Raw genomic sequence first — 13,069 nt, 5'->3', positions numbered from 1 at the left:
CAACCTCTATTAACGAATCTCAGTGTAAACAATCGATTGGGGTCAACTTTTTGGTGATTGAGTATATACTCCCTTAAAAAGGAGAACTGATATGACTAAAAAAGTTCCTACAAACATCATTACGGGCTTCTTGGGTGTTGGTAAAACGACAGCCATCTTGAACCTGCTAAAAAATAAACCTGAGAATGAAAACTGGGCTGTTCTGGTTAATGAGTTCGGGGAAATCGGTATTGACGGTGCATTGATGACAGATCAAGGTGCTTTGATTAAAGAAGTGCCGGGTGGCTGCATGTGTTGTACTGCGGGCGTGCCTATGTCGGTAGGTATTAATGCCTTACTTCGCCAAAAACCAGACCGTTTATTGATTGAGCCGACAGGGCTTGGTCACCCTAAACAAGTGATTGCGACACTGACTTCCGATCAGTACACACCATATGTCGATTTAAAAGCGACGCTTGGTTTGGTTGACCCACGAAATCTTTCTAATGAAAAGTACACCTTGAATCAGAATTTTAATGATCAATTAAACAGTGCAGATGTGATTCTTGGTACTAAGGTTGATCTTGTTCATTCTGAAGACATCGATGTGTTCAATGATTGGGTGACGGATCAATCGCCAGCAAAAGTCTTCCACAAGTTAATTCACGATGGTGAAGTGCCATTGGAAGTGTTGGACATTGAAAGAGTATACGGCAGTGCTTCCTCTCATATTGAAGCACATCATCATGATCACGCTGAACAAGAGCCTCAATTCCAACTTCCTCCTGGTGAAGCTTTCATCCGTAAAGAGAATAAAGGGCAGGGCTACTTTAGTTGTGGTTGGCTATTTGGCGCAGAGCATAAGTTCGACTTCGATGCGCTATTCTCTATGTTGTCGGATCTAACGGCTGAACGTGTAAAAGCCGTCGTGAACACCGATCAAGGTTGCTACGCATTCAATGTGGCGAATCAAGTCGTGTCTGTGAACGAAATTACGCTTGATGGTTTTGAATCTCGATTGGAAGTGATCGACTCGCAGCTCATGCCATGGGGCGATCTCGAGCAGATTCTACTCAAGCTGTGTGGCATCAAATAGCCCAGTTTTTGCTGTTTGAACCAAGGATTTCGGTGTTTACTTCGTTTAAGGTGGGGTAAACACCAGATTAAATGAGAAAGTTTGCGTTATATCACGATAAATGTGAGATAAATCACTCTAATTACTTTATAGTGCTCGGCTGAAATAAGAATGTAGGCTGTCTGCTTAAGGAACCCGTAACAATGTCATTTTCCTCTCAAGGTTTTGCTCCTGAATTAGTCAAAGCGTTGACTGAGTGTGGTTATGAAAAACTCACTCCAATTCAACAAAAAGCGATTCCAATGGCTCGTAAAGGCCATGATATTTTTGCTACTGCTCAAACCGGTACGGGTAAAACAGCGGCATTTTCATTGCCTGTTATCCAACACCTTTTGAACAGCGGTAAAAAGGCGTCTAGAGGAACGGCTCGTGGCCTTATTCTTGCTCCAACTCGTGAGCTTGCTGCGCAGATCGCTCAAAACATTAAAGACTACGTTAAATACACGGATCTAAGCGTTTCTGCGGTTTACGGTGGTAACAAGATGTCTTCACAAGTTCGTCAACTAGAACTGGGTGTGGATATTTTGGTTGCAACACCTGGCCGTTTAGAAGAGCACTTAGAAGCGGGTAACGTGTCTATTGCTAACCTAGAATTCCTAGTATTTGATGAAGCTGACCGTATCCTTGATATGGGCTTTATCAATGCCGTTCGTAAGATCATGTTGGATGTAGAAACATCACCGCAAATCATGATGTTCTCTGCAACGACTTCTACTCAGTTAAACCAACTGTCGGTTGATATTCTACGTAAACCAAAACGTATTAGTGTTGAGCGTGAAAACTCAACGGCTGCTACTGTTGGTCACGTGGTTTACCCAGTGGATCAAGAACGTAAAACTGAACTGCTTTCTGAGCTTATTGGCCGTAAAAACTGGCGTCAGGTTCTTGTGTTCGTGAATTACAAAGAAACTGCGAACGATGTGGTTAAAGAGCTTAAGCTTGACGGTATTAAAGCGGTACTTTGTCACGGTGATAAAGCGCAAAGCGCTCGTCGTCGTGCTTTGGATGACTTCAAAGAAGGCAGAGCACGTGTGATGGTGGCAACCGACGTTGCGGCTCGTGGTCTTGATATCGAAGACTTGCCACACGTAATTAACTACGACATGCCTTTCCTAGCGGAAGATTACGTTCACCGTATTGGCCGTACAGGTCGTGCTGGTAAACAAGGTCACGCAATCTCTTTCGTTAACCGCGAAGAAGAGCTGACTGTTGTTCAAGTTGAAAAACTGATTCAACAACGTATTCGTCGTGTTGAACAACCGGGTTATGAACCGAAGAAACGTGATGCTTACATCGAGAAGCTGAACACTAAATCGGCTTACAAAAACCGTCAGGGTCGTAAGAACAACGCGAACGAAGAGCCACAAGATCAAGCAAGCGCTGAACGTCGTTTGACTATGATGAAGCGAATTAAAAACCGTCGTAAGTAATTACGGTTGGTGATTGAAAAGAGCCACTGTTATGTGGCTCTTTTTGTTTGTATTGATCGCAATATTGTTTATTGTCATCACTGCTTCGTTTCAACCTCGCTTCATTTCAAGCCCGATCAAGAAACAAGAACTATTAAATAAAAATAAGTCGATAAGGTAATAATATGGATAGCGCACTACTTTGGGCTTTTATTCCCACGTTTTTCTTCGTGTCAATCACGCCCGGTATGTGTATGACCTTGGCTCTGACACTGGGGATGAGTGTTGGATACAAGCGGACATTATGGATGATGATCGGTGAACTGGCTGGTGTCGCTGTGGTTTCTATTGCTGCGGTATTGGGTATCGCTTCGATCATGTTGAACTACCCATGGCTATTTACGGGCTTTAAATTTGTTGGCGCAGGTTACCTTTTTTATTTAGGTGTTCAGATGTGGCGTTCGAGAGGCAAGCTGGCGATCAGTACTGACAATCAAACAACCAAAGTCAGCAATGATTGGGACTTGGTGGTTCAAGGTTTTGTCACAGCTATTGCTAATCCGAAAGGCTGGGCATTTATGATTTCTCTGCTACCTCCCTTTATTAACAGCAATAAAGACTTAGCACCGCAGTTATTCATTCTCGTGTCGATCATTCTAGTTTCTGAGTTTGTTTGCATGACTTTATACGCGACAGGCGGAAAGAGCTTAAAGCATATGTTGGGCAAAGCCGATAACGTTAAGTTGATGAACCGTATTGCAGGTACGTTGATGATGGGCGTTGGTGTTTGGTTGTTTGTGAGTTAATTCTGGTTAGTCTACAACGAGCAGAGATCCCCGACTCAGTCGTTCCTCCTTCTCGAGGATGACGCGTACGTGGGATGATGACTACTTAGGATTACGGTGAGTTTTGAAAATTCGGATTCTTACTTAAACCGAAGAATGCATAGAATATAAAAAGGGCGATAGGGCATTTGGCCCTATCGCTCTTTTTGATTTTACTTAGCTAGCGAACAGAAACTAGATAACAGTAAGATTGCTGATCTTAGCTAGATCTGCGTATTAAACCGCGATTTCACCGCCGTCTTCACGACGAATCACAACCGTAGATGCTCTTGGGCGAACATTACCCTGAGTCTGAGCCGTTGCATCTTCAGACGATGGCCAGTTTGCTGGGTGTTGAATGTTCACAAACAGTGACTTGAAATCTGGGCTGATGGTAAAGCCAGTCACTTCACAACCGTTTGGACCCACAAAGAAGCGTTTAAGCTGTGCTTGGTTGTTTGCATCAATTACCGCACTGTTGCCGTTGTCATCCGTTAACTGAGATGGAACCACTGCCAGCATTTGGTCATTGGTGTAGCCAGTGACTTCGTCTGCGCCGTTATCTGTCTGAATCCACAAGATGCCACGAGCATCAAACGCTAAGCCATCAGGGCTCGCGAATTGGTTCATGTCTGTTAGGCCAGAGCGGTTAATAGACTTGTCTTCCACTGCTGGTGAGCCAAATACGAAGATATCCCAATCGAACTCGCCTGCTGTTTTGCCTTCATCCCAACGGATAACGTGACCGAACTTGTTGTCTACACGAGGGTTCGCAGAGTTCGCTTCTTTACGCTTGTTGTTATTAGTCAGCGTTAGGTAAGCCGTGCCTGTCATTGGGTCAACAGAGCACCATTCAGGGCGATCCATTGGCGTTGCACCAACAAGGTCGGCAGCGCCTGCGGTATTGATGATAAGCGCTGCTTGAGAATCAAATGAATCACCTAGCTTGCCGCCGTTTGTAGTCTTGCTGCGCAGAGTCAGTGGTAGCCAAGTACCTGAACCATCATCGTTGAACTTAGCCACATACAGTGTGCCTTTGTCCATGTACTTGTCACCCGCACTTAGACGATTGCTTGGATCTGCGTCACGTGGGTCCCATTTCTCTTCAGAAACGAATTTGTAAAGGTATTCAAAGCGAGAATCGTGACCAGAGTAGAATACGATTGGCTCGCCTTCGGTCAACTTACCAAACGTACAGCCTTCGTGACGGAAACAACCCAGTGCAGAACGTTTTTTAGCGCGAGAGTTTGCTGTGTATGGGTCGATTTCAACGATGTAGCCGTGACCGTGTGCTTCGTTACGGTAATCGTCCATTGCTGACTCACCTGTTGGTGTTACGTCAAAGCGAGCAAATTCGTCTAAGCGTTCTTGTTTGTTACCTGAAAGCGTGTCCCAACCGTAACGTGTTTTGTCTGTAGCGATACCAATACGTTCTTGCGCTGACGTTGTCTCGCCTTTATTAACGAAATAACCCGGCCAGTTTTCTTCACACGTTAGGTAAGTACCCCATGGCGTGTAGCCATTACCACAGTTGTTCAACGTGCCACGAGCTTGGCTGCCATCTTGTGAGAATTTGGTTTTGGTAAATTCACTGTGAGCAACAGGACCAGACAGATCCATTACGGTCGCGCCCGTGTAGCGGCGGTTTAGAGGATCGTTATCGACCATCACCCATTGATTGCCTTCCAGTTTCACACGAACCACACTGACGCCGTGCGCGTTGATCTCTTTACGTACTTCATCAAGGCTAGTGCGGTTGCCTTCATCGTATGTAGGACCATTAGCGTGCAGAGCTTTTTGGTCGATGTATTCGTGGTTGATCACCAATAAGCCGTCGTTGCTGTTGCCATTAATTGGGAAGAAGTGCATGCCGTCGTGGTGCATGCCCAGTGAGTTTGCTTGATCTTCTGCATTGTTGGTGCCGTCTTTTAACCAAGCCTTGCCTTGCTTATTAAGTGGAGTACCCCAAGGAACCAATACTTGTGCTGTATAGCCTTTTGGTACAACGACACTGTCTGTCAATGAGCCTTTAACCGATTCGAATGCAAGTGTAGCAGTGCTTTTTTGTGGTGCGCCAGATGATGCTGTCGCCGCGTGCGCTGTGCTGTGGCCTGCTAAACCAAAAGCGCCAAATGCAGTCATTGCACTGATGCCTAAACCGCCTTTGAGAACATTTCTTCTTGAAAGGTTCGCATCTAAAACTTCTTCGAAGGGTTTGTTTTTGCTCTTGTTAAAACGAGTGCTATCAAATGTTTCCTTGCTCATCTCGACTGCTTCCTATTGGCTGATTTTATTATTCGTTATTCATGACTAACCCACTTATTAACTAATGGGTTAATAAGTTGGGTCAATGTGTGACTAATCGTGAAGCAGTTAAGTGACAGATTTTTATAGATTTGATTAAGGTTTTGTTTCTGTAGCACGAATTTTGCCATTAACACTCTCGTGCAAGACAAAACTCTTGGGGATTAGGGTAGAACTGTGTATAAATGCTTTATCAAACGAAAAGAGAGACAGTTATGAAATTAGATAAAATCGAAAACAAAAATCGCCGCCTACGCAAAAAGCTATACCTAGGTGAATTCGCGATTCTGGGTTTTGAAGTAAGCTGCAAGACTTCGATTGCTGATTTTGACCAATACGATGTGTTCATTGACGAGTTCATTGATTTCATCGACAGCATCGGTCTGTGCTTTGGTGGCGGCGGCCTTGAGCTGTTTGAAGGTTTCTTATGCTCAATTGAGCGCTACCGTTCAGTAACAGAAGCAGAGCAACTGCAAGTCGCACAATGGCTTGAAGCTCGTGCTGAAGTAAGCAAAGTGGAAGTTAGCGAACTGATTGACGCAAACTACGCGTTCTAATTTGATGTTGTGTTGTTAGCTCGATTGAAAGGCCAAATACGGCTTAGGAAAGAGTAACAACAGTACGCCAGAATAAAGGCCGAATCGTTAAATCGATTCGGCCTTTTTGCGTTTAATTCGCTCCATTTCTATTCTTTACCTTCTTTTCTATCCATTCCACGTAAATGATTAATCAATAACTTTCTTCTAGATATGAGTACCTTATCGCTACTTTTATTGGCAGTAATAAGTTTGGATAAACTTGTGAGAGTTTTATGAGAATTCAATGAAGCTGCTGATAGATTTGATCGCCATTCTTAGAGTCAACAACACCACAGTTCGTTCTGGCAAAGGTAACGGTATATCGCTGTTATTCGTGTTGTCGGTAACGATAGGACTCGATAAAGGATGGAATCAAAATGAATAAACGTACTCAAATCAGCTTAGTGATCAGCTCGGCTATGCTGGCCTTCGGAGCGGCTCAAGTTCAGGCTGCTGAGCTTGAAATCACTGTCACTAATGCAACGAAAGGGATCTACTTTACGCCTATCTTAGCGGCGGCTCATGACTCAAGCTTGTTGATGTTTAGAACGGGTGAAACGGCTTCTGCGGAACTAGAATCCATGGCCGAAGGTGGCGATATTTCAGGTTTATCTGGTGTCATTGCTAACGCGGGAGGCGTGGTGGTTGAGAATCCAGCCGCCGGAATCCTCAATCCGGGCGTCGCAACTACGTTTGATATCAGTACTGGTGATTTAGAGTACCTATCATTGGGTGCCATGTTGCTGCCGACAAACGACGGTTTTGTTGGTCTAGATAGCTGGAAAATCCCAACTCAAGCGGGCACTTACAAAGCGACTCTAAATGGTTATGACGCAGGCACAGAAGCCAATGATGAGCTGGCGGGCAGCATGCCGAACCCTCCATTCATTACCTTTGGCGCTGGTGGTACAGGTGTAGAAACGGCAGTATCAAACGCTAAGGTTCATATTCATCCGGGTAACATTGGTGATAGTGATGCGGCGGGCGGCATCAGTGACCTCGATAGCAGTAGCCATCGTTGGTTAAACCCTGTTGCAACTATCACCATTGTTGTGAAGTAAGGGGGATGTATGAAAGCTAGAATTCTATTTATCGCTGCATCAGTAGCCGTTTTGGCGGGTTGTCCGGACGATGACGACGATTACTATCGCTATGATGTGAGTGTTACTAACCTCACCCCTAATCAACCAATGTCACCACTCGCGGTGTTGACTCACAATACGAATTTTGACCTGTTTGAAGTTGGTCAAAGTGCCTCTGTCGATCTTGAATACTTAGCGGAAGGGGGCAGTAATGCACAATTGCTTGCGCTTAGTGACAGTGACGCCAATGTTTATCAAGGCATCTCAGGCAATGGGCTGATTCTTTCAGGAGAGCAAGACACGGTGTCTATTCGTGTCGACCCAAATCAAGAAGGGTATATCTCAGTTGCTTCCATGTTGGTGAACACTAATGATGCGTTTGTCGGCGAATCCGGATTATCGCTCAAGTCATTAGCGGTGGGTGATACCTTTACCATGAACATGAATGTTTGGGATTCGGGAACTGAACTGAACGATGAGCTTGCTGCAACCGTTCCGGGACCAGCAGGCGGTGGTGAAGGTTTTAATACCACACGAGACGACACCGATGTGGTGAGTTTCCACTCTGGCGTAATTAGCCAAGATGACGGCCTTACGACTTCTACTTTAAGTGCCAATCATCGTTTCCTTAACCCCGGTGCAAGAATCACCATTACTCGAACTGAGTAACAGGTTGAAAGCACGATGAAAGAATTCCTGCTCTGTTCCGGTCAATTGAAAGGTGGGCAGACTCAGAATAGAGCAGGGATCATGAATAGTGCTGCGGTAAATTTGATGGCAAACATATTGTTGGTTGAAGACGATGATGACTTGGCTGAACTGGTGCAGATGCATCTTAAGTTCCAAGGGCATAACGTAATCAGAGCTAATGTGATTGAAAAGGCTCAGGCGCTCTATAAAGAGGGTCATTTCGATTTGATCGTACTGGATCGTGGCTTACCAGACGGTGACGGACTCGATTTCTGTCGAATGTTGCGTCAGCAAGAGGATTGGACGCCAGTACTCATGCTAACCGCAAGAGACGCCGAGTTAGATAAGGTGTCAGGCTTAGAAGCCGGTGTTGATGACTACATAACGAAACCTTTCAGCGTTCTCGAGTTTCAAGCAAGAGTGAGGAACGTGCTTCGCCGTTTAAGCCATGTCGAATCAGCGACTCAAGAGGTTGTGGCAGCAGAATCGATTATGAATTTTGGTGGGCTCACTATTCAACCTGAACGCCATCAGGTGTCACTCAATAACCAAGACGTACCGCTGACTGCTACCGAGTTTACCTTACTTCATTTCTTAGCAACCCGTCCGGGACGTGTGTATAGCAAAGACGAGCTGCTCGATCATGTTTGGAATACTCATCACTCTGGCTATCACCATACCGTGTGTAGCACAGTCAACCGTCTAAGAACCAAGCTTGCGATGCCGAATAGTGATGATGATTTCATTAAAACCGTTTGGGGTGTTGGCTATAAGTTTGAGTCAAAAGCTTAAGCCTATGTGTAGCGTCCCAAGCTTACTTAAAGGCCAGTAAGACTCTAGCGCCACCGAGGAGATAACATGAGTTTCAAATCGCGTTTAGTGTTGTTCACCAGTTTGTGGTTTCTGCTCGTGAGTGTGGTGATTGCTTACACCTATCATTGGCAAAAAGAGACCATAGAACAAAGAACTAAGCAGAGCTTACACAAAGAGCTCGCGGTTCATATGCGCGATGATAATCCTCTGATGATTGGTACCGACTACAACCCTAAAGCGCTCAAATCCATTTTCCACACCTTGATGTTGATAGGGCCAGATTTTGATATCTATTTCCTCGACAGTCAGGGCAAGATTACGACTCATGCTGCGCCAGAAGGTACTGTGTTAGCCAACCAGATAGACTTAGCACCCATTCAACAGTTTTTAAACGACGAGCCTTATCCCATTCTGGGGGAAGATCCGATCAATCCCGGGGCTCGTAAGGTGTTTTCCGTAGCAGCGATTGAAGAGCTAGGTTCGACCGTTGGCTATCTGTATGTTTTGATTGGCAGTAATCGCCACACCGTGATTGCCAATTCGCAGGTCGACACGCCATACATTGCGCTAGCAGGGCTCATGCTGATCTCTATCTTGGGTTTTGCCGTTGGGGCTTATCTGTTGGTCAAACGTAGCCTGTTAAACCCAATAGAAGCAGTAACCAACAAGCTGCAACAACAAGCAGAGCAAGATTTTCGATTGGATCCGAACTTCATTCATCAAGTACCAGAATTGGTGCCGATTGCACGCTCGTATCAGTTGATGGCGAAGCACATTCAACAGCAATTTTTGCAACTTGAATATCAGTCATCACACCGCAGACAAAGCTTATTACAGCTAAGTCATGATTTGAAAACGCCATTGTCGAGTGTGTTGGGTTATCTAGAAACGTGGAAGATTCAAAATCCGCAATCAGACCCGCTAATTGACGTTGCTTTCCGTAATGGCAACAAGTTGTCTGAACAACTCCATTCTCTGCTCGATAGCGCCAAGAATGATAACCCGGTACCTACATATCAATACGCTTCAATCGATTTCAATGAGCTGATGAGCGAATGCTTAGAAACGATACAAAGCCAATATCACTATAAAAACGTTGAGTTGAACGTTCATATGCCTAATGGAATCAAGGCTGTGGGTGACAGTGATTTGCTTGAGAGATTGATTTTGAACTTGTTAGATAATGCATTGAGGCATAGTCCAAGTGGTACCGCGGTGTCGTTAGATGTTGATTTTGAGGCGGATTCAAAACGGGTGAAGGTGGTGATTCATAATGAGGTTGAACAAGAAGCGCCGAATGGTTCGTTAGGTATTGGCACCAAAATCGCGCAGTCGATACTGATGTTACATCACAGCGTGCTAGAAACAACAAAGGCAGACAACTCCTTTCAGCAAAGCTTTTACTTGCCTTCGGTATAGCTCTATCTGCCTTCGGTTTAGCTTGATGCGTAATTACGTAGAAGTAACGTTAAGCGTCTTTACTGTCTTCGTTACCTTCGTTCACTTTCGCGTAAAAGTGAAGTAGCTCAGTTAATTCTTTAACCCAGCCAAACGCATCTTTAGGTGCGTTCTTTAAGATCTTTTCTACTTTCTCACAGTGCACTTCGATTGCGATTGCTTCTTCAAGGTTGAAAGAAATTGAGTAGAAGTGCCAAAGCAGTAGGCGAGTCATTCGCTCGATGTTCTGTTGCGAGTTATCTGACTCAGAGAAGGCTAGGTTCACTTCACCAAGTGCGATAGCGGTCATTCGAAGCATTGCGTCAAATTTTGCTGATTGCATGCGTTCTTCGCTGGTGACTTCTTCTTGCTCGAACGTAAATAATTCCGTCATTGCATCTTCAGGAACAAGGCGATGAATCATTCTTAAACTAAATTCTTCTAGTTCATGGCGAGGCATGGTGATTAAGCAATTTAAGGTGTAGTCGCGTTGCATGGTGTTCTCTTGGATCTGCAAAAAGGTCGGACAGTTTAATGGAGAAGCGAGTTTAGAAAAAGCAGATTTTGGATAAGCCTACGTTTGTAGACTTATCTGTGTACTACAAGCCCTAAAATCGATGCTTAGGGGAACTGTATTTAGGTTTGAACGCAGTATCAGGCTTTGCTATGGCTTGGCGGTTGGTACTGCATCGACTGGTCGTTTCTCATGAATATGTTGCTCGCGACCAAACTGCCGATGCAAATAGAACTAAGGGCGAGCCAAGTCATCGCATCTGGAATCTCGTTAAAGAGCGGGATCGCCAACAAGGTTGCCACAGCGGGTGTTGCACTGCCAAAAGCGGCAGAACGTTCAGCCCCTAAGGTATTAACCGCATAAAGGTAAGTGAACGCCGCGATTAAACCCGCTCCAACGCCTTGCACTGCTGAATGAACGGCAAGCTCTGTAAAGGGCCAATTAACGATTGGTGTGTCCATTAGGTGGCTTGGGAGGGTTCCAGTAAAGATTAGGGCGAGTAACAGCAAAGTAGAACAGAGAGAAATAAAACCGGCACTGACTAACGCATTAAGATTAGCGACACGGGCTGAGATAGTGAACGTCGCCCACATTAAGCTTCCGCATAAAAACAACAAATGGCCTTTGGTGTATTCAAAGTTGAAGCTGCTTAAGCTACTCCCCAAAAACAGCAGTATGCCGAGTAAAACCAAACCTAAACCAACAACACGGTGTCGGCTGAGTGGCTGCTTAAAAAAGAGTACCGCAATTCCTGTAACGAACAGAGGAAGCGTGCCCGGAACAAGAGCACTGCCATGAGATACCGGAACAAACTGCATCGCCGTTCCCGCAACAAGCAGATATGGCAATCCGCTACCCACAAACATACCCGTCAGATACCGTTTAGGGACGACGGCAATCGTGCTGCGTGCTTTCCACATCAAAGGCAATAACACCAAAGCCGGTATGAGAAATCTTGTGAGAGCGATATCCGCAGGTGATAAATCTGAATTTGCGCCGCCTTTAAGAGAAAGAAAAAAGCTCGCCCAAATGAGTAGGGTGACAGTAATAGATAAGTAGCCAAGATTCATAATATTGAAGGAGAGTGAGTGATGACTCATTATGGAATAGTTGTTGTGCCACAGGTTGGCAAGTTTTGGCTTAACTTTAACTATCGTTGATGATTTTTGCTAACATTCACCAAATAATTAATGGATTCAACTAATTTTTGGTATTTGCTATGGATAGAATTGATAGGCACCTTCTCGAACTGCTACAAAAAGATGGCAGGTTAACCACTGCTGAACTTGCTGATGAAGTGGGTTTATCACCTTCGCCTTGTGCAAGACGAGTCAAAAGGCTAGAAGAAAAGGGCATTATTGACGGTTATCGTGTGAGCTTGTCACGAGAACAAGTCGGCATCGCAATGAGTGTGTTTGTTGAGGTGAGCCTAAACAACCACCAAGAAGTGTCGATCGATAAGTTTGAAGCGGCTGTTGTAGAGATGGAAGAGGTGATCAGTTGCCACGTTGTATCTGGGGCTTATGACTATTTGCTAGAAGTGGTTAGCCCGAACTTGATGGCCTACGAGGCATTTACAAGAAAACTTCAAAGGCTCTCTAACGTGAAAGATATTCATACCCATCTTGCGATAAGACAAGTAAAAGGCAATGCACCACTGCCAATTTATACCGATTAAGCCAAAGTCTGAGCAGTAACACGAAGTCAGAATGAGCTGAAAACGAAATGGTTTACTCCTGAAGTAGAAGCGCGGTCAATATCAAAAATCATCCATTAAGTGTCAGGCTTCAGGCAATAAAAAACGGAGCACCTCGTGAAAGGTACTCCGTATATGATAGGTGCAAAACTTAGTGATACTTAAAGTTAGAGATTGAACAATCCCCAGTTTGTGCATTAATTCTGAATGAAAAAGCATGTGAATGATAATCCACGCCGTCATTCCAAATTGTCTCTCCAAATATCTTACATAGCTCTAGCTCACTTACTGAACCGAACTCTTCCATGTGTTTAGCTACAGATAAAAGCTTACCTCTTATCTCTGCAGTCCATTCCGTGTTACTCAAGCAGTTGAAAGCCATAGTTTTTTGCATATTACCTAGCCAAAATGTTTCTTGTTATTAAGTTATATGAATATTCATGATAACAATTTTCTGGCGTTTGTAAATCTATTTTGTGATGAATATCTCACATACTCGCTTGCATTGGTTGGAAATTGAACTTCATTGTTGATAGATAGCACATTACTTTTACAACCTATTGATAAAGCTTTGATTAACGAGTTCTTAGAATATTATGAATGGGATT

Annotated in this window: 14 protein-coding genes; 10 read left to right on the top strand and 4 right to left on the bottom strand. The window is 44.5% G+C overall.

Translation table 11 applies throughout. The features are described 5' to 3' along the window. The first annotated feature begins 91 nt into the window (after positions 1 to 91). The 3 genes from MSG34_RS00305 (at position 92) to MSG34_RS00295 (ending at position 3,329) form a co-directional block, all read left to right on the top strand. On the top strand, positions 92 to 1,075 hold the full coding sequence (locus MSG34_RS00305) for a GTP-binding protein (RefSeq protein WP_248335943.1): 984 nt from the start codon (positions 92 to 94) through the stop codon (positions 1,073 to 1,075). Between the two features lie 182 nt (positions 1,076 to 1,257). Beyond that, the gene (locus MSG34_RS00300) at positions 1,258 to 2,544 is read left to right on the top strand and encodes a DEAD/DEAH box helicase (protein ID WP_019821956.1); all 1,287 of its coding nucleotides are present in this window, start codon (positions 1,258 to 1,260) and stop codon (positions 2,542 to 2,544) included. 164 nt (positions 2,545 to 2,708) lie between these two features. Further along, positions 2,709 to 3,329, top strand: coding sequence for a LysE family translocator (locus tag MSG34_RS00295; RefSeq protein ID WP_017064486.1), 621 nt, complete (start codon positions 2,709 to 2,711; stop codon positions 3,327 to 3,329). Positions 3,330 to 3,584: 255 nt separating this feature from the next. On the opposite strand, the gene MSG34_RS00290 is transcribed toward MSG34_RS00295, so the two are convergent. Further along, positions 3,585 to 5,612, bottom strand: coding sequence for a PhoX family phosphatase (locus MSG34_RS00290; RefSeq protein ID WP_248335942.1), 2,028 nt, complete (start codon positions 5,610 to 5,612; stop codon positions 3,585 to 3,587). Positions 5,613 to 5,866: 254 nt separating this feature from the next. Here MSG34_RS00290 and MSG34_RS00285 point away from each other — a divergent pair, with 254 nt between their 5' ends. The 6 genes from MSG34_RS00285 to MSG34_RS00260 all read left to right on the top strand — a co-directional run bounded on the left by MSG34_RS00285 (position 5,867) and on the right by MSG34_RS00260 (position 10,233). After that, positions 5,867 to 6,208, top strand: coding sequence for a YggL family protein (locus MSG34_RS00285; protein WP_048606344.1), 342 nt, complete (start codon positions 5,867 to 5,869; stop codon positions 6,206 to 6,208). A gap of 265 nt (positions 6,209 to 6,473) precedes the next feature. Beyond that, entirely contained in the window at positions 6,474 to 6,614 is a 141-nt protein-coding gene (locus MSG34_RS00280; protein ID WP_248335941.1) for a hypothetical protein, read from the top strand. After that, positions 6,607 to 7,290 (top strand): spondin domain-containing protein, encoded by a 684-nt coding sequence (locus tag MSG34_RS00275; RefSeq protein WP_248335940.1) that lies wholly within the window; start codon positions 6,607 to 6,609, stop codon positions 7,288 to 7,290. The genes MSG34_RS00280 and MSG34_RS00275 overlap by 8 nt, the downstream gene beginning before the upstream one ends. Positions 7,291 to 7,299: 9 nt before the next feature. After that, entirely contained in the window at positions 7,300 to 7,980 is a 681-nt protein-coding gene (locus MSG34_RS00270; RefSeq protein WP_248335939.1) for a spondin domain-containing protein, read from the top strand. Between the two features lie 81 nt (positions 7,981 to 8,061). Next, positions 8,062 to 8,793 carry a response regulator transcription factor gene (locus MSG34_RS00265; RefSeq protein ID WP_086775883.1) on the top strand — a complete coding sequence of 244 codons (732 nt, stop codon included), beginning with the start codon at positions 8,062 to 8,064 and terminating at the stop codon, positions 8,791 to 8,793. 66 nt (positions 8,794 to 8,859) lie between these two features. Further along, positions 8,860 to 10,233, top strand: a complete 1,374-nt coding sequence (locus tag MSG34_RS00260) for a HAMP domain-containing sensor histidine kinase (protein WP_248335938.1) — start codon at positions 8,860 to 8,862, stop codon at positions 10,231 to 10,233. 49 nt (positions 10,234 to 10,282) lie between these two features. Here MSG34_RS00260 and MSG34_RS00255 read toward each other — a convergent pair whose 3' ends face one another. Together MSG34_RS00255 and MSG34_RS00250 are read right to left on the bottom strand one after the other, a co-directional pair. Next, on the bottom strand, positions 10,283 to 10,747 hold the full coding sequence (locus MSG34_RS00255) for a hypothetical protein (protein ID WP_017062624.1): 465 nt from the start codon (positions 10,745 to 10,747) through the stop codon (positions 10,283 to 10,285). Positions 10,748 to 10,905: 158 nt separating this feature from the next. Next, a complete protein-coding gene (locus tag MSG34_RS00250) occupies positions 10,906 to 11,835 on the bottom strand; it encodes a DMT family transporter (protein WP_248336494.1) in 930 nt (309 codons plus the stop codon). 149 nt (positions 11,836 to 11,984) lie between these two features. Between MSG34_RS00250 and MSG34_RS00245 the strand changes: the two genes are divergently transcribed. After that, the gene (locus MSG34_RS00245; protein WP_017062622.1) at positions 11,985 to 12,443 is read left to right on the top strand and encodes an Lrp/AsnC family transcriptional regulator; all 459 of its coding nucleotides are present in this window, start codon (positions 11,985 to 11,987) and stop codon (positions 12,441 to 12,443) included. Positions 12,444 to 12,612: 169 nt separating this feature from the next. Here the strand turns inward: MSG34_RS00245 and MSG34_RS00240 are convergent, their stop codons facing one another. Next, on the bottom strand, positions 12,613 to 12,855 hold the full coding sequence (locus tag MSG34_RS00240) for a hypothetical protein (RefSeq protein ID WP_017062621.1): 243 nt from the start codon (positions 12,853 to 12,855) through the stop codon (positions 12,613 to 12,615). Positions 12,856 to 13,069 lie beyond the last annotated feature (214 nt).

Origin of the sequence: Vibrio sp. 1CM2L, from assembly GCF_023161695.1 — a bacterium.
Taxonomy (GTDB): domain Bacteria; phylum Pseudomonadota; class Gammaproteobacteria; order Enterobacterales; family Vibrionaceae; genus Vibrio; species Vibrio coralliirubri.
Note: the sequence above shows the minus strand (reverse complement) of the source record. Positions and strands in the feature narration are given on the sequence as shown.

Coding starts and splice junctions, on each gene's coding strand:
- MSG34_RS00305 (WP_248335943.1), top strand. CDS start 92: ATGACTAAAAAAGTTCCTACAAACATCATTACGGGCTTCTTGGGTGTT.
- MSG34_RS00300 (WP_019821956.1), top strand. CDS start 1,258: ATGTCATTTTCCTCTCAAGGTTTTGCTCCTGAATTAGTCAAAGCGTTG.
- MSG34_RS00295 (WP_017064486.1), top strand. CDS start 2,709: ATGGATAGCGCACTACTTTGGGCTTTTATTCCCACGTTTTTCTTCGTG.
- MSG34_RS00290 (WP_248335942.1), bottom strand. CDS start 5,612: ATGAGCAAGGAAACATTTGATAGCACTCGTTTTAACAAGAGCAAAAAC.
- MSG34_RS00285 (WP_048606344.1), top strand. CDS start 5,867: ATGAAATTAGATAAAATCGAAAACAAAAATCGCCGCCTACGCAAAAAG.
- MSG34_RS00280 (WP_248335941.1), top strand. CDS start 6,474: ATGAAGCTGCTGATAGATTTGATCGCCATTCTTAGAGTCAACAACACC.
- MSG34_RS00275 (WP_248335940.1), top strand. CDS start 6,607: ATGAATAAACGTACTCAAATCAGCTTAGTGATCAGCTCGGCTATGCTG.
- MSG34_RS00270 (WP_248335939.1), top strand. CDS start 7,300: ATGAAAGCTAGAATTCTATTTATCGCTGCATCAGTAGCCGTTTTGGCG.
- MSG34_RS00265 (WP_086775883.1), top strand. CDS start 8,062: ATGAATAGTGCTGCGGTAAATTTGATGGCAAACATATTGTTGGTTGAA.
- MSG34_RS00260 (WP_248335938.1), top strand. CDS start 8,860: ATGAGTTTCAAATCGCGTTTAGTGTTGTTCACCAGTTTGTGGTTTCTG.
- MSG34_RS00255 (WP_017062624.1), bottom strand. CDS start 10,747: ATGCAACGCGACTACACCTTAAATTGCTTAATCACCATGCCTCGCCAT.
- MSG34_RS00250 (WP_248336494.1), bottom strand. CDS start 11,835: ATGAATCTTGGCTACTTATCTATTACTGTCACCCTACTCATTTGGGCG.
- MSG34_RS00245 (WP_017062622.1), top strand. CDS start 11,985: ATGGATAGAATTGATAGGCACCTTCTCGAACTGCTACAAAAAGATGGC.
- MSG34_RS00240 (WP_017062621.1), bottom strand. CDS start 12,855: ATGCAAAAAACTATGGCTTTCAACTGCTTGAGTAACACGGAATGGACT.